Origin of the sequence: Nostoc sp. 2RC (genome assembly GCF_014222165.1) — a bacterium.
GTDB lineage: Bacteria > Cyanobacteriota > Cyanobacteriia > Cyanobacteriales > Nostocaceae > Nostoc > Nostoc linckia.
The window spans coordinates 1-25,334 of the sequence record NZ_JACKZU010000077.1 but is presented as its reverse complement, the minus strand read 5'-3'; the positions used below and the strand labels follow the sequence as shown (position 1 = coordinate 25,334).

Annotated in this window: 19 protein-coding genes and 1 pseudogene; 11 read left to right on the top strand and 9 right to left on the bottom strand. The window is 39.5% G+C overall.

Going from position 1 to position 25,334, the window contains the following annotated elements:
- Positions 1 to 73 precede the first annotated feature (73 nt).
- Together GNE10_RS11615 and GNE10_RS11610 are read left to right on the top strand one after the other, a co-directional pair.
- Positions 74 to 2,869 (top strand): PAS domain S-box protein, encoded by a 2,796-nt coding sequence (locus tag GNE10_RS11615; protein ID WP_185565309.1) that lies wholly within the window; start codon positions 74 to 76, stop codon positions 2,867 to 2,869.
- Positions 2,870 to 2,879: 10 nt separating this feature from the next.
- Positions 2,880 to 4,379, top strand: coding sequence for an ATP-binding protein (locus tag GNE10_RS11610; RefSeq protein ID WP_185565308.1), 1,500 nt, complete (start codon positions 2,880 to 2,882; stop codon positions 4,377 to 4,379).
- A 92-nt stretch (positions 4,380 to 4,471) separates the two neighbouring features.
- Here GNE10_RS11610 and GNE10_RS11605 read toward each other — a convergent pair whose 3' ends face one another.
- From GNE10_RS11605 to GNE10_RS35430, 4 genes are all read right to left on the bottom strand, one after another.
- Positions 4,472 to 7,078: a DUF3769 domain-containing protein gene (locus GNE10_RS11605; RefSeq protein ID WP_185565307.1), complete on the bottom strand. Its 2,607-nt coding sequence runs from the start codon at positions 7,076 to 7,078 to the stop codon at positions 4,472 to 4,474.
- Positions 7,079 to 7,259: 181 nt separating this feature from the next.
- On the bottom strand, positions 7,260 to 7,376 hold the full coding sequence (locus GNE10_RS11600; RefSeq protein ID WP_099071431.1) for a photosystem II reaction center protein I: 117 nt from the start codon (positions 7,374 to 7,376) through the stop codon (positions 7,260 to 7,262).
- Between the two features lie 391 nt (positions 7,377 to 7,767).
- Positions 7,768 to 8,475 carry a DapH/DapD/GlmU-related protein gene (locus GNE10_RS36370; protein ID WP_099071423.1) on the bottom strand — a complete coding sequence of 236 codons (708 nt, stop codon included), beginning with the start codon at positions 8,473 to 8,475 and terminating at the stop codon, positions 7,768 to 7,770.
- Positions 8,476 to 9,298: 823 nt separating this feature from the next.
- On the bottom strand, positions 9,299 to 9,469 hold the full coding sequence (locus GNE10_RS35430; RefSeq protein WP_180267411.1) for a hypothetical protein: 171 nt from the start codon (positions 9,467 to 9,469) through the stop codon (positions 9,299 to 9,301).
- 580 nt (positions 9,470 to 10,049) lie between these two features.
- On the opposite strand from GNE10_RS35430, the gene GNE10_RS11590 reads away from it, so the two are divergent.
- Complete coding sequence (locus GNE10_RS11590) at positions 10,050 to 10,373, top strand: hypothetical protein (RefSeq protein WP_099071422.1); 324 nt, start codon at positions 10,050 to 10,052, stop codon at positions 10,371 to 10,373.
- Positions 10,374 to 10,935: 562 nt separating this feature from the next.
- On the top strand, positions 10,936 to 13,500 hold the full coding sequence (gene glgP, locus GNE10_RS11585; protein WP_185565306.1) for an alpha-glucan family phosphorylase: 2,565 nt from the start codon (positions 10,936 to 10,938) through the stop codon (positions 13,498 to 13,500).
- Between the two features lie 65 nt (positions 13,501 to 13,565).
- Here the strand turns inward: glgP and GNE10_RS11580 are convergent, their stop codons facing one another.
- Both GNE10_RS11580 and GNE10_RS11575 read right to left on the bottom strand, forming a co-directional pair.
- Entirely contained in the window at positions 13,566 to 14,033 is a 468-nt protein-coding gene (locus GNE10_RS11580; protein WP_185565305.1) for a DUF29 domain-containing protein, read from the bottom strand.
- 122 nt (positions 14,034 to 14,155) lie between these two features.
- The gene (locus tag GNE10_RS11575) at positions 14,156 to 14,887 is read right to left on the bottom strand and encodes a DUF429 domain-containing protein (protein ID WP_099071430.1); all 732 of its coding nucleotides are present in this window, start codon (positions 14,885 to 14,887) and stop codon (positions 14,156 to 14,158) included.
- A 671-nt stretch (positions 14,888 to 15,558) separates the two neighbouring features.
- On the opposite strand from GNE10_RS11575, the gene GNE10_RS11570 reads away from it, so the two are divergent.
- From GNE10_RS11570 to GNE10_RS11540, 6 genes and pseudogenes are all read left to right on the top strand, one after another.
- Positions 15,559 to 16,824 (top strand): glycosyltransferase family 4 protein, encoded by a 1,266-nt coding sequence (locus GNE10_RS11570; RefSeq protein WP_099071420.1) that lies wholly within the window; start codon positions 15,559 to 15,561, stop codon positions 16,822 to 16,824.
- Positions 16,825 to 16,894: 70 nt separating this feature from the next.
- A complete protein-coding gene (locus tag GNE10_RS11565) occupies positions 16,895 to 17,761 on the top strand; it encodes a calcium-binding protein (RefSeq protein ID WP_185565304.1) in 867 nt (288 codons plus the stop codon).
- Positions 17,762 to 17,827: 66 nt separating this feature from the next.
- On the top strand, positions 17,828 to 18,685 hold the full coding sequence (locus GNE10_RS11560; protein ID WP_185565303.1) for an Rpn family recombination-promoting nuclease/putative transposase: 858 nt from the start codon (positions 17,828 to 17,830) through the stop codon (positions 18,683 to 18,685).
- 263 nt (positions 18,686 to 18,948) lie between these two features.
- A complete protein-coding gene (gene trpS, locus GNE10_RS11555; RefSeq protein WP_099071417.1) occupies positions 18,949 to 19,959 on the top strand; it encodes a tryptophan--tRNA ligase in 1,011 nt (336 codons plus the stop codon).
- Between the two features lie 114 nt (positions 19,960 to 20,073).
- Positions 20,074 to 20,994: a methylenetetrahydrofolate reductase gene (locus tag GNE10_RS11550; RefSeq protein WP_185565302.1), complete on the top strand. Its 921-nt coding sequence runs from the start codon at positions 20,074 to 20,076 to the stop codon at positions 20,992 to 20,994.
- 446 nt (positions 20,995 to 21,440) lie between these two features.
- Positions 21,441 to 22,205: pseudogene (locus GNE10_RS11540) on the top strand (Rpn family recombination-promoting nuclease/putative transposase); the annotation flags it as partial.
- Between the two features lie 326 nt (positions 22,206 to 22,531).
- Here GNE10_RS11540 and GNE10_RS11535 read toward each other — a convergent pair.
- Positions 22,532 to 22,777: a hypothetical protein gene (locus GNE10_RS11535; protein WP_099071429.1), complete on the bottom strand. Its 246-nt coding sequence runs from the start codon at positions 22,775 to 22,777 to the stop codon at positions 22,532 to 22,534.
- Positions 22,778 to 22,948: 171 nt separating this feature from the next.
- Between GNE10_RS11535 and GNE10_RS11530 the strand changes: the two genes are divergently transcribed.
- Complete coding sequence (locus GNE10_RS11530) at positions 22,949 to 23,494, top strand: isochorismatase family cysteine hydrolase (protein WP_185565301.1); 546 nt, start codon at positions 22,949 to 22,951, stop codon at positions 23,492 to 23,494.
- A 149-nt stretch (positions 23,495 to 23,643) separates the two neighbouring features.
- Here the strand turns inward: GNE10_RS11530 and GNE10_RS11525 are convergent, their stop codons facing one another.
- Positions 23,644 to 24,192 (bottom strand): phosphate-starvation-inducible PsiE family protein, encoded by a 549-nt coding sequence (locus GNE10_RS11525; RefSeq protein ID WP_099071413.1) that lies wholly within the window; start codon positions 24,190 to 24,192, stop codon positions 23,644 to 23,646.
- A 292-nt stretch (positions 24,193 to 24,484) separates the two neighbouring features.
- Positions 24,485 to 25,334, bottom strand: an 850-nt coding sequence (locus GNE10_RS11520) for a lipopolysaccharide assembly protein LapB (RefSeq protein WP_185565300.1), incomplete at its 5' end; no start/stop codon positions are given.

Below are 25,334 nucleotides of genomic sequence, written 5' to 3'. Positions count from 1 at the left end.
CAATAATTCTGGAGTCAAGCTGGATTTTTCACAATCCCAGTATATCGATACTAAGTATAAAAATTAAAGATTGATGCTATTTCCTGAAAATGAAAGCCAACGATTAGAAGCACTTCACCAATATCAAATTTTAGATACACCTCCAGAAGTAGTTTTTGATGGACTAGCTCAATTAGCTGCTAACTTTTGTGAAACACCAATTGCTTTAATTACTCTAGTGGATGCAGAACGCGAGTGGTTCAAATCAAAAATTGGAGTTACAACATCACAAGTACCGCGAAACATTTCCTTTGGAAGTTATACTATCTGCGAAAATCAGATATTAATTATTCCCGATACATTGGAGGATGAACGATTTGCTAAAAATCCCTTAGTCGCATCAAATAATGGTTTTCGCTTTTATGCAGGAGTTCCTCTAATTACCTCTGATGGCTTTGCATTAGGCACGCTTTGTGTACTTGATTTTGTTGTCCGAAATTTGAATAATAAGGAGCAAGTTACTTTAGAAAATTTGGCTCAACAAATAATTATCCATTTAGATTTACATCGGTCAAAAATCATGGATGATAGCCAAAAAAATTTTAATCTACTTTTCTCAAAAAATCCTAATTCCATGTGGGTATTTGACGAACATAGTCTCAGATTTTTAGATGTCAATGAGGCTGCTATTGTCCACTATGGCTATTCGCGAGAAGAGTTTTTACAAATGCGAATCACAGATATTAGCCCTCCAGAAGATGTGCCTATTGTGCTGGAATATTTAGCTGAAAAACCTATGTTAAATTTTTGTGGACAATGGCAACATCGTCGCAAAAATGGACAGATGCTTGATGTGGAAATTGTTTCACATAAAATAGACTATGCTAATCATCAAGCTCAATTAGTTAATATCAAAGATATTAGCGAACACAAACGAATAGAAAAAAATCTTCAAGATAGTGAAGCGAGATTTCAAGCAATTTCTGAAGCTATTCCTGTTCCCTTAATTATTTCCCGCGTGTCTGACGGATTAATTTTGTATGCTAATGCAGAGTTAATTAAAACATTTCAATTTTCTCAAACCAATTTAATTAATCAAAAATATTTATTAGATTTATACCATGATTTAGCAGATTTAACAGCACTTTTACAAGCTTTAAATCAATATGGTTCTATTCGCAATTATGAACTTCAATTAAAAAGAGCAGATGGTACTTATTTTTGGGCGATCGCTTCACTACAATATGTCAATTTCAATAACGAAGCAGCGATTTTAACAGTATTTAATGATATTAATGATCGCAAAAATATCGAAACTAAACTACAGGAAAAAAATGAATTTTTGCGGTTAATTTTTGAAAATATGCCCTTGATGATTGCACTGATTAATCCTAATGGTGAACTCCAGTGGGTGAATCAAGAATGGGAAAGTGTTTTAGGTTGGAAATTGCAAGATTTTCAAAATTCTGATGTTCTAGAAGTTTTATATCCTAATCCCGAATATCGTCAGTATGTGGTTAATTTTATTCAATCTGCCCGACGCAAGTGGGGTGACTTTAGAATTCAAATGCGGGATGGTAATTTACTAGATACATCTTGGACTAATGTTAATCTACCAAATGGTCAAATTATTGGTATTGGACAAGACATCACAGAACGTAAGCGAAGTGAACTGGCGATTATTGCTCAAGCGGAACGGGAGCAATTGATGAGGACTGTTGCTCAAAGAATTCGTCAATCTTTGAATCTGCAAGATATTCTCAATGCAACAGTTGAAGAAGTGCGAGATTTGCTCAAGGTTGAACGAGTGGTAGTTTATCAGTTTAATCGAGAAATGATCGGCACAATTATGGCAGAATCTGTAGAGCCTGGATGGACGGTTTCTTTAGGCGTAGAAATTCATGATACTTGTTTTCAACAAGGTGCAGGAATAGAGTATTACCAAGGACGCAAACGAGCCAACGCTAATATTTACAATGCTGGACTAAGTGAGTGTCATATTCAACTATTAGAACGCTTTGATGTCAAAGCAAATTTAGTTGTGCCTATTTTACTAGAAGTAAACTCTCAAAACCCCGGTTCTCACCTTTGGGGTTTACTCATCGCTCATCAATGTTCTCGATTTCGAGAGTGGGAAGAAAATCAATTAGATTTGCTAGATGGAGTGACAGTACAGTTGGCGATCGCCATTCAACAATCTAGCATCTTTGAGCAAGCTCAAACAGAACTTATTCAAAGACAAAAAATTGAAGTCAAGCTCAGAAGTGCCTTGGCTGAAAAAGAAGTTCTCTTAAAAGAAGTACATCATCGAGTTAAAAACAATTTACAGATTGTCTCTAGCCTATTGCAACTCCAGTCTCACACCATTAAAGATCCAGAAGTTATTAAAGTTCTCAGAGAAAGCCAAAACCGCATCGAATCAATCTCTCTCATTCACAAAAATTTATATACTTCCACTAACATTGGACAAATTGATATTGGTGAATATATCAATAATTTGGCAACTAGCCTGTTAATATCCTATCAGATAGTTCCCGGTAGAATCACTTTAGAAACTGATATAGATTCAGTTTGTTTGAATATCGACCAAGCCATTGCCTGTGGACTAGTAATTAACGAATTAATCTCCAATGCCCTCAAGCACGCTTTTCCTAACCAACAAGCAGGCACAATTCAGATTACTTTACGAAATCTTAATAATATTATCGAGATGACTATCCAAGACAATGGTATTGGTTTACCAGATAATTTAGATTGGAGAAATACTGGTTCTTTGGGTCTCTCTTTAGTTTACGACTTAGTTACAGAACAACTCGAAGGTGAGATTACTTTAGAACGCGATGGTGGAACAGTATTTAAAATCCAATTCACACAGTTAACTTTGGATTAGTAAATATAAAATGCCTCAAGCTAGGATTTTAGTCGTTGAAGATGAAGTGATTGTGGCTAGAACTATTGCCAGCCAACTTACCCAACTAGGATATACCGTCACAGGTACAGCTTCCTCCGGAAAAGTTGCCATTGCAAAGGCGTGGGAAACTCAACCGGAATTAGTACTAATGGATATTATCCTCAAAGGAGAAATGGACGGTATTACTACTGCTGCTCATATTCGGCAACAGCTAGATGTTCCCGTGATTTTTCTCACTGCCTATGGCGATGAAAATACTCTAGAAAGAGCAAAAGTTACTCAACCTTTCGGATATATTGTTAAACCATTTACAACAAAAGATTTAAGAATAGCTATTGAAATCGGTTTATTAAAACACCAGTTAGAACGCGAACTACGGGAGAATCGAGACCAGTTAGCAACTGTTTTAAACTCCATGAGTGATGCTGTAATTGCCACCAATGAACAAGGAATGGTGACATTCATGAATCCGGCGGCTGAAACACTAACTGGATGGCAGCAAGAAGATGCTTTAGGCCATGATGCCTCAAATATTTTTCATATTGTCGATGAAGTTACAGAAGCTAGTTTAGAAAATCCAGTTACAAGAGTACTGCGAGAACAACAGGTTGTTTATTTAGGAGAATTTACATCGCTAATTACTAGGAACGGAAAAAGAGTGCCCATTGGGGATAGTGCTTCACCACTGAGGCGGCGTCCCGACCAGATAAATGGCGTAGTAGTTGTTTTTTGGGATCTTAGCGAACGCCGTCAAGCACAATTGCTAGAACAAGCATTACAAAAAGAACAAGAACTCAACCGTCTAAAATCTTTATTTATCTCCACTGTATCTCATGAATTCCGTAATCCCCTAACAGTTATTCAAACAGCAGTAGAACTGATAGAACTCCAAGGTTCGCATTTGACAGATGTTAAAAGGCGCACCTATTTAAAACGCATTCAAGGTGCTGTGCAATCCATGAACCAACTCATGGAAGAAGTACTATTTATGGGTCATGCGGAGGCAGGAAGACTGGTATGCAATCCTGCTCCAATTAACTTAGAACAATTCTGTAGAGAACTAATCGAAGATTTTTCTACTGTTATCAATAGTACTAGTCAAATTATTTTTACTTGTCATAGTGAGAATACCAACGCTGTAATGGATGAGCGACTCTTACATTACATGTTTGGAAATCTACTGTCAAATGCAGTCAAATATTCTCCCAGAGGAGGAAATATCCAATTTGATTTAATATGCGATCCTACGGATAAAGTTGCAATTTTTTATATTCAAGATCCGGGAATCGGTATTCCGCAAGCAGACCAAGGCCGACTTTTTGAATCATTCTACCGAGCCTCCAATGTCCAATCAATTCAAGGCACAGGGTTGGGGTTAGTGATTGTTAAAAGATGCGTTGATGCTCACGGAGGTCAAATCAGCTTTACAAGTGAAGTAAATGTCGGTACTACATTTACAGTTATTTTGCCTTTAACCCCGGAATTGTAGGAATGGGGGATGGAGGAAAAGGGAAAAGGGAAAAGGGAAAAAGGGAAAAGGAATAAATTTAATCTTTCCCCTTTTCCCAATGCCCAATTTGATTAATAATTCTGTTGGACTCCACCGACTACGGGCTTAATTTCCGAAAATGGATCGGTGCCACCATTCCAGTTAAAATCACTAATTCGGAAGTTGATAGCACCTAGTTCCAGTACCGGATTGTAACGCAAGGTAATGCCATAGGTGCGGCGGCTATATTCCACAATGTAGTCGGTGCTAGATTCTTTACCTGTATCTAAGTTAATTGATGTTTGAAAACCTAAGCGTAGAGGCCCATAAATTTGTTGGGTAATACCAGCAGTCAATATTTTATTATCAACGGAGCGATCGAATAAAAAAGGCGATAATCCGTTATTTAAACCTTGAGAATAACTAATATTAAAGGCAGTATAGTCGAAAAATGGTCGAGAAAAATTACCAATTTGCCCTAGTAAGCCGATTCTACCAGTTAAGGTGCTTTGGTTATCTCCATTGCTGTAATAACTGGTGGTGCCCGTGACGCCAGCGATCGCTTGCAAGTAAGGAACTACGGGGGTAGCTGTGTATCGTAATCCTTCACTGGATGTCGGTGGTAATGGTTTTCCCCGCCACAGTAGGAACCCTGTACTGAGGTCAGCACTGGCTTGTAGGCGACCTAGTGAGATGCGATTGTTTTCCCGCACTGGTTCTAGTAAGTCTAGGCGATCGGTATTGGCATCGATATATTGGGCACTTGCTTGATAGCTGAGGTTGATGCCACTTTTCCCTAAAGGAATTACAGGAGAGCTAATTAAACCACCAAAACTACTCTGAACGTCTTGAAAACCAAGGGTGCCATTGTAGAGACGATCGCGGTAATTATATTGCACATTCAATAGATGAGGAAGGCGATCGCCCACTATTTGGCGCAATCCCAAATTTGCCCGGAAACTGTTTTCTATATTGTCAAAATCAAAACTAGTTAATTCTCCAGTACCTTGAATTACTGTTCGCGGACTCAAAACAGAATTTATCCTGGTTCTGACACCAAATATTGCGCTTAAGTTCTCGTTTCCTTCTATAGCCCTTTGTACAAATAACTGAGGCGTAATTGTCCAGCGTGTCTGGTCTGTATCAATGACTCGAAAGCCACGCTCAATATAGAAACCACCCCGGTCTTCTTTATCGTAGCCAGGAGAGACTATAAAGGGTGTAACATCCCGCTCTCGACGGTCAATTGTCCGCTCATTTACGGGAATTGGTAAAGAGATTGTTTGATCTAATACTAAACGCTGTCCCTGCGTGCGGATGCGGTCTACCAAGGGTGATTCCCGCGTCGAAGTGACTTTATCTGCACGCAACTCTAGTTCTGGGGGAGAAAAAGGGTCGTTGGTGATACGGACATCGCTTGCTTGCCAGCCTTGGGGATAGAAGTCAATTTGTTGAGCTTCAAATCTCAGCCGTTTGACTGCACCCCCAGCTTTTGGAGGAGGGAGATTGCTAGCTTCTGTCTGACCAGCACCAACTGTGATATCGATTCCTCCAGGGCTGCTAACACCTGAAAGCGGCTGATTGGCTATTATGCGATCGCTCGGCGGACGTTGTGGTACTCCACCTGCGGTGATGTCTGTGGATGAGAAAACAAAGTCTGTATTGGCTGAGGGTATGTAAATTTCCCCCCTGCCATTGAGCATTTCCCCGCTATCTTGAACAAAGTTATAGGTAAAACGTTGTCCCCGCAGTACTTGATCGCCCCGTGTGAGAGTTACATTACCTTCCCCCGCAGCAATTAAGTTATCCAAATTGACTTGTAGGCGATCGGCGTCTACCACCGCTCCATCAAATCGCACAACCACATTACCAACAGCCGTGATTATCCGCCGTTGTTCGTCATACTCCTGCCGATCTGAAGTTACTTCTACAATTCTCGGTGCAGCAGTTGGCGGGGTAGTAGCTGGCGTTTGTGGCGTAGGTGTTGGTGTTTGGGTTTGAGAATAAAATTCTACAGTGAAGGGGGCAGAAAGTTTATTTGTTGGGTTGCGAGACTTAAATTGTATTAAATTTTGTACTGATTGAGAATTTGATGGAGAAACAGGAGGAGACGCTAGGACGCGGGGAGTGGGAGACGCGGGGAGTGAGAGAGCCTCAGACGCAAAAACAGGGGGGGGAGAATCTAATGAGGTTTGTTTTTCTTGATTACTCAAGTCGGGATTTGGCGATCGCTCTTGGAGTTCTTCAGATCCTTCAAGCTTTTTTTCTCCTTGTCCCCCCGTCTCCCCTTCCCCACGTCTGTCTACCTTTTTTTCACCAACATCAAAAATTGGAACTGGCTGCGTTGGATAACCAACTTCTAAAGATTCCCCCAGAAGTGCCGCACTTTGGGAAGCGTTACCAGAAGAAAATTCTGGAGGGAAAGTTTGTGGTGGATTGGGTGGAGATGGAGTTTCGGCAAATAGCTGTTCATCAGCAGTTGAATCAAGGGGAGTTGGCGATCGCTGATAACTTTTGGTGTCATCGGCGATCGGCAACTGAGCCAAATCGTTGTCATGCTTGGATTTATCTGTATTTAAGTGTGTTCCAGTCTTGAGACCTGAAGCAGACTTAGTATCATTAGCAGATAAGACAGGATCGGCAATTTGTAAAGGTTCAATAATAGGAGGCGGATCGGGCGGCAGAACAGGATGAAGCATATTTGAGCAAAACCGAGCTAACAAACAGCCAAATGGCGAACAAAAGCATGAATATACATTTTGCCTTTCGACTGTCGCCTTCTGCTACTTGGAGCAGGAAACTTACTAACTTTAACCTAGTAAGTTTCCCTGGCGTTGAGTATTTTCCGCCTTCCAAAGTTGTGGATAATTTATCGCTCTTTTACTCCAAGTCCCGACGGCCGGGGTTACGAGCTGGGTCGTTCGACAAAAATCCGAAGACGAAAATACCTATAAAGAAGGCAACAACAATATAAACAACGATTTTTAAAGTCACCATACAAACATCTCCAACGGGTATGACAAAGAGAGCTTTTCTTTCGGTATCTGCCATGCAGAAAAAGTAGCTACTTTATATTACCCACATCTCGTCCCTTTTTGAGACGAGATTCTGGGGATTGGGGATTGGGACTGGGACTGGAGACTAGAGACTGGGAAGACGAGGGATAGAGACCATAATATTAACTCCTAATTCCTCACTCAACACTCCCAATGTCCAAGTTTATTGAAAATGGTGCGTGTCTGACTTGCTAGTTGTCTCTAAAAAATAACTCAGAGATTGGCTATTTTCAAGACGTTGACTAACAATATAAGTTTCCCAAAAAAGTAGAGTTGATATCAGTCATCAGTCATTAGTCATCAGTCAACAGTCAACAGTCATCAGTCATCAGTCAACACCCTGACTTATCCTGAACTATTGCCAGTTCCTTACCAATTCGATTTTTAATTACTCGTGCAGGTATACCTACAGCAACGGAGAAAGGAGGAATATCTTTATTTACCACTGCTCCTGCACCAATTACACTGCCTTGACCGATGGTAACGCCATCTAATACTGTAACTTTATGCCCTAACCAACAGTCATCTTCAATCACAATTCCTTTGCGAGTTACACCTTGGGATTTTATTGGTCGCATTGGATCGGCAAAGTTATGATTATTAGCATATATTCCTGAGTGGGCAGCAATCATACAGTGTTTGCCAATTTTAATGTCTCCTGGCCCTTCAATACAAACGTTGGGGCCAATAAACGTATCTTCATCAATATGTATATACGTATTTTCTAAACACCCAATATCAACGTAACGTTCAATGGCCACTCTGTTTGCTAGATAAATTCTATTGTTTTTGTGTCCGCTGGCGTCCAAGCGCACGCCTTTGAAAATATATACTCCATTACCAATTTCAATACAATAAGCGCTGTTTAATTCAACACCATTTTGAATATAAACTGGGCTGCCTATTTTGGCGAAAATACTACGATACACTAAATTTCGCAACTTTGACCCGAAAAGGAGTGTTGGCAAATCTCCGAAGATTGTAGTTACTAATAGTTCTTGGGCGCGCTGAAGTTTGGAGAAATACTGGTCTTTGTACATGGTTACATATCTCTTCAATCAATGGTTGTTGAGGCTTTGAAGCTTTTTTGGGCTGTATCCTAATCTCGTACCAATATCATTAATATTGGTATGTCTGAATACCTGATTTAAATTAATGGTATTACTATATTCCCCAACATTTTTAGATGATTTTCCATTTTGGAATCACCAAAGTCTAGCTTTAACTATGCAAGCAATTTTTTAATTTTAATGCGGTATGATTGCCCAACTGATATACACCATCGCTTTCAATACTTGTCGGTTAAAGGGAAAAGGGGAAGGGGAAAGGGAAAGGGGAAAGAAAAAACCTTTAACCTTTACCCTTTAACCCCTTCGGGGTTCGCCAGTCGCTCATGGGGGAAACCCCCAAGACCGCGCTGGCTCACCTTTTCCCCAGACCCAATGCCGAGTTAAAAATCGTTAACCGAGCAGTATTGCCATCGCTTTTGTCCCTTGAGGCTTTTGCAGCAGTCAACTGATGCAAAAGTTATGCTGATTTTTCAAGAGACTAATATTCACAAAACAACTCAAGGCATTGCAGAGTCAAAGCTCAGACTATATAAATTGTCTGATGGGAATATTTATTAATTGAGATGAGAATACTTTTTTAGTTCTTGGGCAAAAAATTTTCAAAGCTTGTTACACAATTACACATCGAGTTGTTTACCTGGAAGTTATTTATTCTCAGGCTGTTTTAGTGTCTTCAAACAACTCAGTTCTACAAGCTATTTGGCAACAAAAATACATTTGACAATTTCTGTCTAGCAGAATATGTAATTAATGTTGGATTTTGATGGGTTATTCTGCCCAAATTCAAGCCAAATTAAGGTGGATTATCTCCCACATCAGCCATCACATTGAAATTAACCATCGGTGCAAACAAGTAAGCGCTTCCCCGACTGCTATGACGGCTTTCTTGCAACGTATTTCTAGAGTATGCTGCTCCAATCATGTTGCACACGGATGATTTACAGACTAACCAATTTATCTTCATCAATTAATTTTAATCAAGTTAGATAAATGGCTTTTAATTACAATTGTTTTTAACGATAACACATTTTATTTTTAGTGGAGCAATCTTTCTGAAATAAGTTAATTTTCAGGCGATTTACTGATAAAAATTATCAAAATCAGCTAAGTTTTTTACGAACTAATTCAGCAGTGGTGATGCGGGGCACAGTGGCGGGGCACCTAGAGTCAGGACTAATGACAAATGCCTAATGACTAATGACAAATGCCCAATGACTAATGACTAATAATATTTATACCGTTACTCAACTATAAAAAAATTTTTAGTTTTCGTTAAGTTTAAAATGATATCTACTATACTAAATTACACTCTCTTTTTGGAAAAGACAAAAAGCCAAAAATTAGCTTCTTCCCTGTTACTTAGATCTCAAAATTTGTAAATCACCCAAGTGGGTGAGCCTAGTGGGTGATGCGTGCTTGGGTTTGGTTGTTATAAATTTTATGGAAAGCTAAAAAGCATCCCATTTTCAGGGAAAAGCTGACAAGGCAAGATGCAATTGCAGAAATTGAGGTATCGCTTTTAACTCACACACTTGGTCTAAATTATGGCTTTAATTAAACAAATTGTAGAAGAAGCTCTAGCTACTGGTCATCTGAGTATTGTAGCTGAAGATGAAATCCGATCGCTAATTCAAAGTGATTATGATTCCGAAGATCTCGATGCTTGGATCTTACTCCAGCGATCTGTTGTTGCAGGTGATGTCAAGCAAGAATCACGACGCAAAAAAGCTTCTCCTGTTCCCAAAACCAAGGACGCCTCATCGAGTATTAAACATGCTTATCAAGTTGCAGCCGAGATTGCTTATGCAGCAGCTATAGCTCTTACCTTGTCAAAAAATACTAAAGATCAACCTTCACTAGGTGCATAAGATAACATTGATTAAATTGTTTTCCTATTGTAGTATCAAATTTTGATACTAAGTGGCTGCCCGTCATTTTTTCTGCTTGACTTCTTGCTAGAGTTCTTTTTAGCAACAACTTGCAACGCAATCAAATAATTTCATGCGATCGCATAATTTATAGATATAGATTAACCTCACCAATACATTTATATCTGGAAAATTTTATTAAAAAATAATTAATTTTTTCTGATGATTGAAATCAAGATGATAATATCTCCATCTTTATTAAGGGATCAATAATTGATCCCCAAAACGAATACTAAAATAAATATAAATAATTTCTGGAAAACCAAACTATATTAAACGATACATGCCAGTAAATGGTTAAATTTTGATATGCCAAGTATATGGCTAAAAGTAAGGCATAGAATAAAAAATACCTTGGTGCAAACTCTAGCAACCAGGTTAAGAAAATTTCTCAATGCTTAACAAAGTCATGGTTTTTTCACAAACTAGGCTATAGAGAATTGGCAACATTGGTAAAGAAAGTAAACAATAACCATAGCTAAACTTGGAGTCTTGCCAACCTATGCAGCCAATTCGCACATTCAATGTTTCCCCCTCACTACCGCCGCGACTCGAACCGCTGCGGCGGCTGGCATATAACTTGCACTGGGATTGGAACGTTGAGACTAAAGATTTATTTCGCCGCTTAGATCCTGACTTGTGGGAGTCTAGCCGTCATAACCCGGTATTGATGCTGGGTACTATTTCCCAGGCGCGACTTTTGGAAGTTGTGGAAGATGAAGGCTTCCTCGCCCAAATGGACAGAGCTAACCGCCAGTTAGAAGATTATTTGCAAGAGCGCACCTGGTACCAGAAACAACGAGAAAATAAACCTAAAGAATGCTACGCCTATTTTTCGGCGGAATTTGGACTTGTTGATTGTTTGCCCGTCTATTCTGGAGGTTTGGGGGTTCTGGCGGGGGATCACCTGAAATCTGCCAGTGACTTGGGGCTACCCCTTGTAGGTGTAGGTTTACTTTACCAGCAAGGCTACTTTGCCCAGTACCTCAATGCTGATGGTTGGCAGCAAGAACGCTACCCCATCAACGATTTCTACAACATGCCCCTACACCTAGAGCGCAATCCAGATGGTTCAGAACTACGAATTGCAGTAGACTATCCAGGGCGCAAGGTATACGCCAGAGTTTGGCGCGTACAGGTGGGAGCAGTGCCTTTATATCTGCTAGACACCAACATTGAACCCAACAACCCCTACGACCACGACATCACAGACCAACTCTATGGTGGCGACATCGACATGCGTATCCACCAGGAAATCATGTTGGGTATCGGTGGCGTGCAAATGCTCAAAGCCTTGGGGTTGAAGGTAACAGCCTACCACATGAACGAAGGTCACGCCGCCTTCTCCGCCCTAGAACGCATCCGGCTGCTGATTCAGGAAGCAGGATTGGATTATGCCGAAGCTAAACAAGTAGTGGCTTCCAGCAACATCTTTACCACTCACACGCCAGTACCAGCAGGCATTGACTTGTTTGCTCCCGATAAAGTTTTGTACTATCTGGGGTACTATGCAGAAATCTTTGACTTGCCCAAAGAACAATTTTTAGGACTGGGACGCGAAAATACAGGTGATTTATCCGCGCCTTTCAGTATGGCAGTGTTAGCGTTGAAAATGGCAACATTCTCCAACGGCGTAGCACAACTGCACGGCGTAGTGTCGCGGCAAATGTTCCAAGGCTTGTGGAAAAAAGTGCCAGTGGAAGAAGTGCCCATCGCCGCCATTACCAACGGGGTTCATGCTCGGAGTTGTGTTGCCAAATCAACTCAAGAGTTATACGATCGCTATCTGGGGCCAAATTGGTCATCAGCACCAGTGGACAGTCCATTGTGGGAGAGGATGGACGCCATACCTGATGAAGAATTATGGCGAAATCACGAACGCTGCCGCTTAGACATGATATTGTACGTGCGAGAACATTTGGTCAAGCATTTACGCGATCGCGGCGCTTCACCCTCAGAAATTGTCCAAGCCCAAGAAGTTTTAGATCCCTACGCTCTCACCATTGGCTTTGCTCGTCGCTTTGCCACCTATAAACGTGCTACCCTGTGGATGCGCGATATAGAACGCATCAAGCGGATTTTGTTAGCCAACAAAGACCGAAAAGTGCAATTTGTGATTGCAGGTAAAGCCCATCCAAAAGATATTCCCGGAAAAGAACTCATCCGCGACATCAATCACTTTATCCGCGAACAGCATTTAGAAAAGCAGATAGTGTTTGTTCCCAACTACGACATTCACATTTCCCGGTTGATGGTAGCCGGTTGTGATATCTGGTTAAACACACCGCGTCGTCCACGGGAAGCATCTGGTACCAGCGGGATGAAAGCCTCAATGAATGGCTTGCCGAATTTAAGCGTACTGGACGGTTGGTGGGATGAAGCTGATTACGTCCGCACCGGTTGGGCAATTGGACACGGAGAAAATTACGACGATCCCGCCTATCAGGATGAAGTAGAAGCCAACGCCCTCTACGATTTATTAGAGAAGGAAGTTGTACCCTTATTTTACGAACATCGGGATAGTGATGGTTTACCGCGGCCGTGGGTTGCCAAAATGAAAGATGCAATTCGCTTGAATTGTCCATTCTTTAACACAGCGCGCATGGTGGGAGAATATGCACAAAGAGCTTATTTTCCAGCTAGCGATCGCTATCATATCCTCACCACTGATAACTATGCCCCAGCCCAAGAACTAGCCGCCTGGAAAGCACAATTAAGCGAACATTGGTTCAACATCAAAATCAAAGATATTGATGTATCCACACCCGCAGATATTGAAGTTAACCAAACTGTGGCTGTGAAAGCTAAAGTTGACTTGGCAACTTTGAACAATGATGATGTACAGGTAGAGTTATATCAAGGTGCCATCGATGCCAATGGTGATATTGTCAACGCTATACCAGTGGTGATGGATTACCAAGGGGAAGATTCCCAAGGATTGAGTACTTACACCGCTAACATTACCTATACAAACTCTGGTTTACAAGGTTTGTCTTTGCGGGTATTACCAAAACATCAACATCTTTCTAGTCCTTATGAGCCAAGATTGATTGCTTGGGCAGAATAATACTACCAAATAGTTTTTGAATACTAAATAATAGGCGTTGCTAAAAATCAGCAACGCCTATTATTCTATATAATTTCAGGTAGATAATTAATATCTAGTAGCTGTTCTAAGGTATAAGTGCAAGATTGAGGTAAGTTATTTAGTTTGCCTTCAGTTTTTTCATTAACATACCCCAAAGCATCCTCATAGATTGAAGGTAATTCATTTTCTAAAAATTGATATAAATTAGTTGTCAAATTACGCTTTAATTGATTTCTAAAACTTCTAATTTCTGCTTTCCAATGTCCAGAATTATATTGAGATTCTTCCGGCCAATATTGCAGCAATAAAAGATGTCTAATAACTTGTTCTAGTAAACTAGCAACTCTGGCCTTGTCTCTACGTCCCAAATTTTCTAGTTCCTCAATTAAATTTTCTACATCTAATTCTTCTAAATTATTAGCTTTCAATAACTTAATTGTTTCCTCTAACCAGAGATGTTCATCAATTTCATAAAGCTCTTTTAAACTCAAATTAGAACTAACTCCTTGCATAAAACCTTAGTAAAAACAACTATAGATTGGGTTTGCAGCTTTCTTACCTTATAATCTAACACTCCTACTTTGCGGCCTCTGCGCCTCTGCGTGAGATCGAATCCTACATTCCAACGCTCATTTTAAGATAAAATTCTTTGAGGAATCACAATGTAGCCAGTGGTGCGATCGCCAAGTACTAAATTACGTTGTTCTCCCCAATACCACCAGTATGCACCAACATAAGCACAAACTAGCCCATCTAGTTGATCTTCAGTTGCTTTCAAGGCTGCACCTGTGGTAGGAATTTCCTTCACAAATGAATCGCACACACGCAGAGGAGGAGAAAGGGAAGGGAGGATATGAAGAAGATAATTTTGCAGTTTAATTAATTCTAAGCGGCGTTCGCTAAGCCGTCCTTTTTTGTATTTAAGAATGCGTTCTAAGTTGAACAGATGAACAATTGCTGGGTGGGGAAAGACTTCTATTTGATATCTGCCAAGTTTTTGTGGTTCGATGGTGGGTGCATGTAGATAGCCACGAGATTCTAACTCTAAACCAAAGTTGATGGTGCGATGAGCAAAGGGTAAGTTTTTGTTAGCTGGATAGCATCCAGCGTGATATTTACCAAAATACTTGTGAGTGAGTTTATCAGGAAGGCGACTTCCAGTGTCATTGGGTATCAAGGTAGGTGCATCTACAGCAATGATGGCTGGTTCCTTTGGTTGTACGCTGTCATCAATCCATGCCAGGATATCTGCAATGGCTTCTTTGCGGTCTAAATCTAGCAGTTGCAATTGTCCATCTATCCATCCTAAACAGCATAGTCCGCTTGGTTGAGATTTCCAGCCTAAATCAATGCCAATAAATTTCATGGTGATTACACGAATTTTCATTATTTTCGCATTTCCCGGCAACGGCTCACCAAAACAGCAGCTAGTTCCATTCAATAGACATCTCCAATAATTAATGCGCCGTTACCCGAAATCCTTAGTAGGAGACAACGGCCGTTCGCCCTTACTAACGCTAGTTTGAGTTGTGAAAAATATTAGTGGTGGTTGTTGACGGTTGACTGTTGACTGTAGTCAAATAAGTCTCTGGGCAGTATTTGGGGCTGCTATATTACTTGTGAACGGAAATGAGTGTGAGTGTTCAAAAACAACTTAAGTTAACTAATATTGAATTACGAAAAAAATCTTGCAATTAATCTTATAATCTTAAAAACATTGTCAGAATTCAGGAGCCAGAATTATTGAAAGTTAGCAAAAAATATGACGTTTGAGATATTCCTTAATTCTTCATTGAAAGAAAATTTTTCACAGTTATTTCAAAATTCACAATAGGATTATTTGAAATTTTTACAACTAAAATAGTTTAGTTATGTTCTAACTATTCTAAACTACTTCTAAATTCTGAATTCTGAATTCTGACTCTTGAATTCTGACTCCTGAATTCTGACTCCTGAATTCTGACTCCTGAATTCTGACTCCTGACTCCTGATTACTGTTTTCTTTTATCTCACAATAAGCTAATTAAATTAATTGCGATGCAGATTTTATTTTTACATCCCAACTTTCCCGCGCAATTTCGTAACCTCGCGATGTTTTTGGGCAGGGATAAAAATTTCAGAATAGTCTATGGCACAAATCGTCGCGAAGGAGAATTATTTGGCGTTCATAAAGCTATTTATACTCCTTCTCGTGAAGCTGCTCCCCAAACCCACCACTACGTTCGTAACCTGGAAAATGCTGTACTTACTGGTCAAGCTGTTTACCGGATGGCGGAAAAATTAAAAGCTGAGGGTTTCGTTCCAGATATAATTTATGGTCATTCTGGTTGGGGGCCGACTTTGTTTATGAAAGATGTGTTTCCCAAGGCAGAATTATTGTGTTATTTTGAGTGGTTTTATCATGCTTATGGTTCCGATGCAGATTTCGATCCCAATGAGCCATTAAATGCTGATGATGTATGCCGAATTCGCGTGAAAAATGCACCTATTTTGACTGATTTATACAGTTGCGATCGCGGACTTTCTCCTACTAATTGGCAGAGGCAACAGTTTCCGAAAGAATTTCAAGATAAAATCACAGTCTGTCATGACGGAATTGATACCAAATTTTTTGCTCCTCAACCAGATGCTAAGTTAGTTTTACCAAGAATAAATCTCGACCTTTCCCATGTACAAGAATTGGTAACTTACGTGGGAAGAGGAATGGAACCTTATAGAGGTTTTCCCCAGTTTATGGAAGCTGTAGCCCTACTTCAACAACGCCGACCCCAATGCCATGTAGTAGTTGTGGGAGAAGACAGAGTGGCTTATGGTAAAAATCTCCCGGATGGTAAGACTTATAAACAATTAATGCTAGAAAAATTATCTTTAGATTTATCAAGGCTGCATTTTACAGATAGTCTACCTTACCATGAATATCTCCAAGTATTACAAGCGTCTTCTGCTCATATTTATTTAACCCGTCCTTTTGTTTTATCTTGGTCGATGTTAGAGTCAATGTCAGTGGGATGTTTGTTAGTAGCTTCCAGAACTTCACCAGTTTTAGAGGTAATACAAGATGGCGTTAATGGACTACTTGTAGATTTCTTTTCTCCCCAAAATATTGCAGATCGAGTTGAAGAAGCCCTAGATAATCCTCAAGAAATGAAAGCGATTCGTGCCAACGCACGAGCCACAATTCTCCAACATTATGACGTAGCAAAACTATTACCAGAGCATTTGCAATGGATGTTAGCTACTAAAAAGGCTGAGAGTAAAAAGCGCCAAACTCCCAAAGTTTCTAAAGGATTTGCCGGAAACTAAATCAGTTATGAGGGAGATAAGGGGACAAGGGAGAAGAGGAAGAAATGACTAATGACTAATAATACTAAAAATGCGAATTCTGATTACTATTGCCCATTTTTTTAAACCTAGCGATGAGGGTCGTCATGCTTCCCAACGCAAAGACCCCAAACCTCGTTTGCAAGCTTTGAGCCAAAGCCTTGCTAGCTTGCACCAATTATTTGGTAAATATCAAAGTATCATTAATATTGCTCAACGATTAGCTTTTCCTGCCAATCAACCCTTATCTCACGAATTAGATATCGTTATTTGTACAACTCAAAATAATCATCTTTTGAATCAGCTTCCAATACCATCTCATTTATATAAACATCATTCTAGTAATGTAGAACCGATGCTTTTAGGATTTGAGTGCCAAGGTGTGCTGCAAAGTTATCTTGGGAAATACGATTACTATTGCTTTATGGAAGATGATTTAATCCTTCATGACCCTTGGTTTTTTGTTAAATTAGATTGGTTTACCCAACAAACAAATGACGCAAATTTGCTCCAGCCAAATCGTTATGAAATTTCACTTAATGGTTTAGTTCATAAAGCTTACATTGATGGAAATTTGGCTTTACGAGTTACTGCCCCTTTTCAAAACGTGCAGGAACAACAAGAACTAAAGGGTACAATTATGAATACATCTATTACATTTAATCGTGCCCTCAATCCTCATTCAGGCTGCTATTTTTTAAATGCAAATCAGATGGATCATTGGGCTAATCAGTCTTATTTTTTTGACAGAGATACAAGCTTTGTTGGCCCTTTAGAAAGTGCTGCAACTTTGGGCATTATGAAAACATTCCGAGTTTACAAAACCTCACCAGAGCAAGCCAGTTTTTTGGAAATTCAACACTTTAGCACAGGTTTTTTAGGTTTAATTGGAGGACAAGTAGGTTTGGCACAAAATTAATAAAAGTTTGGATTTTCAATTTTCCAAGCCAGATATATTATATAGGTTTTTCACTAGCAAAATTCCATGCGCCGAGATTCAATATTTTACAAAGTATTCCAACAATCACCTAGTTTATTATTTGAATTATTGACAAATCCTCCACCAAATGCAAATGCTTATCGATTTGATTCAGTAGCTCTCAAAGAAGCAAAGTTTGAAATTGATGGGGTATTTCTGCCACCAGAACATGAAAGCCCCGGTGTTGTATATTTCTGTGAAGTACAATTTCAAAAAGATGAACAGTTGTACGAAAGATTATTTGCAGAATCTTCATTATATTTCTATCGTAATCGAGCCAGATTTTCCGATTGGCAAGCAGTAATCATTTATCCATCAAGGAGTGTGGAACAAAGGGATATTTATCCCCATCGAAATCACCTGAATGGAAACCAAGTCCATCGTGTCTATTTAGATGAATTGGGGGATATTCGTCAGTTACCTTTATGGGTTGCGTTAATGGTCTTAACTACAGTGGAGGAACAACAAGCACCTTCTGAAGCCAGATATTTGCTTGAGCGTTCTTCTGTTGAACAGCCTGAAACTATAAATCGCGCCATAATTGACTTAGTGACAACGATAATAATGTACAAGTTTGAACAACTAAGCCGTAAGGAGGTTGAAGAAATGTTAGGAATTACCCTCAAGGAAACAAGAGTTTATCGAGAAATCAAGGAAGAAGGACGAGAAGAAGGGCGAGAAGAAGGACGAGAAGAAGGAGAAAGAACGCTGATTTTTCGTCAACTAACTCGAAGGGTGGGAGAATTACCTCTAGATGTGCGCGATCGCATTCAAACTCTCAACCTAGAACAATTAGAAAATCTTGGCGAAGCACTGTTAGATTTTACCAGTATGGCCGATTTGCAGGCTTGGTTAGAAGCATAACGATCGATTAGGCTCAAGAACCGCCTTAATCTTTTCAAATTTGCAGATAGAAACTTTGCAATCTCCCGAAATTGATCACAAATCTGCTCTCACCACTAAATTTGTAATTCCTCAAGGGCGAGTTGACACGGAAAATGTCAAAATTAAATGAGTTTTGCGTAGACGCGTTTGGGTTGATGCACCTTCTTGTAGAGAAAAGAAGCGGATTACCACCAGACTGCAATTTCATTAGCGCAGATTTGAGATAACTAAGTTGAGAATTTATGGGCAAGCAACGTGTTCTTTCTGGAGTTCAACCAACCGGCAATTACCATCTAGGCAACTACTTGGGAGCCATTCGCAACTGGGTAGAAGGTCAGAGCGAATACGAAAATTACCTGTTCGTGGCTGATTTACACGCAATTACAGTACCACACGACCCAACACAGTTGGCAGCTGATACTTATACCCTTGTTGCTTTGTATCTAGCTTGTGGTCTTGATTTAAATCACTCCACCATTTTTGTGCAATCCCACGTTTCAGCCCACAGCGAACTCACCTGGTTGCTCAACTGTATTACACCCCTAAACTGGCTGCAAGATATGATCCAGTTTAAGGAAAAGGCCGTCAAACAGGGAGAAAATGTGAGTGCAGGTTTACTGGATTACCCAGTACTGATGGCATCTGATATTTTGCTTTACCAAGCGGATAAAGTGCCAGTGGGTGAAGACCAAAAGCAACACTTGGAATTAACACGGGATATTGCAGCTCGGTTAAATCACCAATTTGGTAAACCAGATCGTCCAGTTTTGAAGTTACCAGATCCTTTAATTCCCAAACAAGGCGCAAGGGTGATGAGTTTGGCAGATGGTACGCGTAAAATGTCAAAGTCCGATCCTTCAGATTTAAGCCGCATCAATTTGCTAGATTCTCCAGAGCAAATTCAATACAAAATTAAGCGTTGTAAAACCGATCCGATTCGTGGTTTGATTTTTGACGACCCAGAGCGTCCAGAGTGCAATAATTTATTAACTCTGTATACTTTGCTTTCAGGAAAGACAAAAGAAGATGTAGCAGTTGAGTGTCAGGATATGGGCTGGGGACAATTCAAGCCATTGTTAGCAGACACAATGATTGAGGCTCTCAAGCCAATCCAAGAAAAATATCAGGCGATAACTGAAGATAAAAGCTATTTAGAGTCTGTGTTGCGGGATGGAGCCGAAAAAGCGAGAGCGATCGCCAATCAAACTCTATCACAAGTCAAAGTCGCTTTAGGCTACTCTCTGCCTCTATGAGTTTTACCTTTTGGGTGTGATTTGTTATACCATTTAACAAGAAAGAATCCAGAATTCAGAATTCAGAATTCTGAATTCTGACTTATTCTTTAATAAATAAAGATTTCTAATGATATGCATCACACCCATAGCCCCACTGCCTTCCGTAGAGCCGTGCAAGCAGGTGAATTTCTGGTTACGGCTGAGGTAGCACCTCCAAAGGGAGGAGATCCAACCCACATGATTAAAATGGCGGCGACCCTTAAGGGGAGGGTTCATGCCGTCAATATTACCGATGGTAGCCGCGCTGTGCTGCGGATGTCTTCATTAGTGGCATCACTAATTTTATTACAAAACGGTGTCGAGCCGATTTGTCAAATTGCTTGCCGCGATCGCAACCGCATTGGTTTACAAGCCGATTTGATGGGCGCTCATGCTTTAGGCATACACAATATCTTAGCCCTCACTGGCGACCCAGTAAAAGCAGGCGATCATTCAGAAGCCAAAGCTGTTTTTGACTTGGAAGCTGTGCGACTGCTACAAATAATTCGCAAAATGAATCAAGGTCTTGATTGCAACGATAAACCTCTAACTGATGGAGCGCTAGATTTATTTCCTGGTGCAGCAGTCGATCCGCAATGTAAGAGTTGGTCGGGTTTGCAAAGTCGATTTGAACGCAAAATCGAAGCCGGAGCGCAATTTTTTCAAAGTCAGTTAATTACCGATTTTGAACGTCTAGAAAAATTTATGGACACAATTGCCACTGGTTATAAAAAACCAATTTTGGCAGGAATTTTTCTGTTGAAATCAGCTAAAAATGCTCATTTTATTAATAAGTGTGTTCCGGGAGTAAATATTCCCCAACATATTATTGATAGATTGGCCAAAGCCAAAGACCCCCTTGAAGAAGGCATGAAAATTGCTGCCGAACAAGTGCAAATAGCGCGGCAATTGTGTCAAGGTGTCCACATGATGGCAGTGAAACGTGAAGATTTAATTGCACCAATTTTAGATTTAGCTGGAGTTGCGACAGTTAATCAGTTGGTAGCAAGGTAAAGGCAGCAATACATTAGACTTCTTGGAGAAGTAGGGAAAAGGGAAAGGGGAAAGGGGGAAAGGTTTGATATTTTCCCTTTCCCTAATAAAGATGCATCTCTTTGACCACAAGAGAGCAAAAAGCAATTGATTGCAAGAAGTCTATTTTTAATGAAAGCAGTTGGTTATTCCACCTGCTTTTTCTATGTAGAAATAGAAGGCGATCGCTATTTTTGATAAACTTTAAATACAGACTTTTACGTTAACTAAATACCAGTGCAAACTGATAAAATATTTTATAGTTTATTTCAAAATTTTCCCAGCATATTTTTTGCTATAAGTAAGTCGGTGAAATAAAACCAAACTATGTAAAGAAAAGTAAATAAGGCTCAAACTCTTTCTCCCCCTGCTCCCTGCTCCCAGCAAGAACTGCCTTATCCCAACAATAATTATTTACATCGGCCTACTTAATTAGGGATACGACTGTTAACGTCAATGCCTATGAATTTGTTTCTGTGGAAGTAAAAGAAACTGCCTTTCGCATTGATGGGGTGTTTATTCCTACAAATGAAAGTATAGATCAACCACTATACTTTGTTGAAGTTCAGTTTCAACTAGACTCGGTTTTTTACAGACGCTTCTTTGCAGAAATCTTTGTTTATTTACGCCAAAACCAATCAGTAAATCATTGGCGTGCTGTAGTTATCTATCCTCAAAGGAGTTTAGAGCCAAGCGATCGCCAGCCGTATGAGTTGCTACTAAACAGTCCACAAGTGCAATGTATTTATCTAGATGAATTAGGGACAACAGACAACTCATTGCAAATAGCGATCGTCAAATTAATTATCGAAAAAGAAGAGACAGCCATTGATAAAGGTAAAGAATTGATTTTGCAGGCAAGACAACAACTGGTAGATGAAGCAACCAAAAAGCAAATTGTAGAATTGATAGAAACCATCTTGTTGTACAAATTTACCCAGTTAAGCCGAGAGGAGTTAGAAAAAATGTTGGGCATAGATGAGGAATTCAAGAAAACAAGAATGTATCAATCAATCAAACAAGACGGCTTGGAAGAAGGTCGTCAAGAAGGCCGCCAAGAAGGCCGCCAGGAAGCTAAATTAGAAGCTGTTCCAAGGTTGTTGTTATTAGGGTTAAGTGTGGAACAAATAGCAACGGCTCTTGATTTAACAGTTGAGCAAGTACAGCAAGTAGCTGAAAATCAGTCTGGCTGATTGTGCATCGTGGTTGAATTTGGCACTTTACCTTTGGCAACACTTTTCTGTACATCGCTTAACCAATTGCCTGTAGCAATATTTTTTAACCATCCTCGTCATAATAGACTTCTTGCAGAAGTCGGGAAAAGGGGAAAGGTTTGGTATTTTCCCTTTCCCCTTTCCCCTTTAACCTTTTCCCATAAGAGTCCAAAAAGCAATGAAAGCAGGAGGTCTAATGGCGAGAATGGTTTTTATTTTGGTATTAAATATTAGTCTCTAGCGGCATATCACTAATGACATAGAGTACTCAGCCGCTTGAGACTTCTTCGTTGCATCAAAATAGGTTACATCTTACCGTGTTGCAGCACTTCTTGTAGATGGTGACGAATTTCTTTAGCTTGCTCAATATCAGATTGCCGCAATTTCTGGAACAACTCTACACATGGCTGGGAACCCACTTCTTGTGCATCTTTAATGTAGGTCTCATAAGCTTTAACAGCTTCAGCCTTGTTGTGCAACACGGTGACAAAATCATACTCCAAGTTGCTAATTGGTTCTTGAGACTGTCCGTTACCTCTATTAGTAGTCATTATTTGAACCTCTTCTAAGATTTCTAATTCACTTATACTGAGCCTTAGAGAGTAATTCATCTTCCAAAAAGGGTATAGTTCAATACGTCGGAAGTACCTTGCAAGGGTCGGTAATGTACCAAATAACTAGTCAGTTCTTGATTTTGTAATTTTTATTATTTGAGAAACGTCATGAATTGTTGCCTATTTATCGTTGATATTCAAAATGGATTTATAACTCAAAATACCAGTGATGTTGTACAGAGAATTAAGTCTTTACTAGAACAAAATATATTTGACAATGTGATATTCAGTAGATTTATAAATACCACTGATAGTCCTTATGTAAAATATTTAAATTGGCATCAACTTTTTTCTGAAACAGAACAAAAAATTGTTGACGATATTGAACCATTTGCTAAGGTAGTTTTTGACAAAACTGTTTATACTGCTTGCAATGAAGAAACTTTGAGATTTCTTCAAACAAGAAATATTCAGACAGTGTTTATTTGTGGAATTGATACCGAGGGTTGTGTATTAAAGACTGCTATTGATTTTTTTGAAAATAATATGATTTCTTATGTTTTGACGTATTACTCGGCATCAAATGGAGGTGATAGTTACCACAAAGCAGCAATTTTAATTTTAAGTCAATTAATTGGAATCAACAATATTATAACTGAATCTTTAGATAAAGAAAATTTAAATAAATATTTAAAGCAATTCAACTTTGAATAATCTGATTTGACGCAGCCTTATAAATAAATGGTATCAGCCGTAGCCTCAAGCAAAGGAGCAGGGAGATTAAAAAGTAAAAAGATACCTTTATTACTTTTATCTTTTATCTTTAAATTTACTTTGCTCCCACTCCTGTTTTTGATAGTAATTTATGCGAGAGGTTGGTTTTCTTCACATTGACGTGAATACTGAAATTGCAGATCCTTTGGGCGTTCCCTACCTCCTTTATAGACAATAGGACACAATTTAGTGTTAGCACTTATACAATCCATGTGTGGCGTTTTAGCACAGACTATTAATAAGCCACCCAGAATAAACAATAAACCACAAATTGCAGCCGTTTGAAAAGAAGAAATCTCTAAGACCCCGTGAACTACAATTTCTCGGAGAACAGAAACAATTGTTACCTCAACTGCGACTCCTACAGAAATACTATGTTCTTGCAAATAGACCATTAATAGTCGAAATAACTCGACTAAAATTAACACAAATAGTATTTTTGCAGTCACATGTTTATAGTCTAGTGGCTGCGTGAGGGCAACACCTATCCCCCACAATTGAATGAGCATAACGGCGAATAAACCCAAACACAAGACAATCACAATTAAGTCTTGAAAGGCTTCCATGTTGCGAACAATTGAATGGCGATCTAGCCAGCGATCGCAAAATAAAAATCGACTCTTCAGGCGCTTTTGCATTACGTTTCATTCCAGTTAGGACAACTTCAGACAACACCAGCGAGTCAACCCATAATTTTATGTTACAGCAGAATTCAGAACTCAGAATTCAGAATTCAGAACTCAGAATTCAGAACTCAGAATTCAGAACTCAGAATTCATCAGGAGTCTAGTAAGATTAGTATATTGACTCATCACATATTCTGACCCTTGAACTCTTATACTGAATTTTAAGGAAAGCCTCAAACCATAACATCAAGGTTTTTTGATTCTGAATTCTGAATTCTGAATTCTGAATTCTTATCTTCACTATTCATCGAATTAAATTTTGTGCTTGTTGTAACAATTGTTCGGTATTTTTTGCCCATTGAGAATTTCCCTGGGCATTGTATAAATCTCTGGCAAATTGTAAGACTTGTACGGCATCATTATATTGCTGTAGCTGCATAAAAACTAACCCAGCACCATAATAAGCATTGGGATAGTTAGAGTTAGCTTCGGCTGATTTTCTGAAAGCTTCTAAAGCTTCTTGTAATTTACGTTGATTAAATAAAATTGAACCAATATTATAATGAGCTTCTGGATATTTAGGATTAATTTTTATTGCTTGATTAAAGGCTTCTTTAGCTCGATCGCTTTGATTTTGCTGTAGATAACACATGCCAATATGATAATAAGGTTCTGGGGCATTTTTGCTATATTCTATGGCTTTTTTAAAAGATGCGATCGCCCGATCGCAATCTCGTCGCTGTTCTCGTAGTAAGCCCAAGTTATAGTGAGCAAATCCTAGTTTGGGATCGAGTTCTAAGGCGCGTAGCAAGTAATCGTTAGCTAACTCTAAATTATTCCCTTCTAACAACGCACCGCCTAAATTAGCAAAAGCCGGAGCAAATTTCGGATCGGCTTGCGTCGCTCGATAAAATGCGTCCGCAGAGGGTTGTAATTGTCCTGTTTGTCGTAATGCTAGCCCTAAGTTGTAATGTGCCGCTGCTAATGTGGGATCTAATTGACTTGCTTGTTTAAAGGCGGCGATGGCATCTTGGACTCTTCCCGCCTGAATTGCTTGTAAGCCTTGGTTTAACCAGTCCATAGCACTTTGAGTGTTAGATTGTGCCAGGTTTGAGGCAAATGAAGGGATGCGGGGACGTGGGGACGTGGGGACG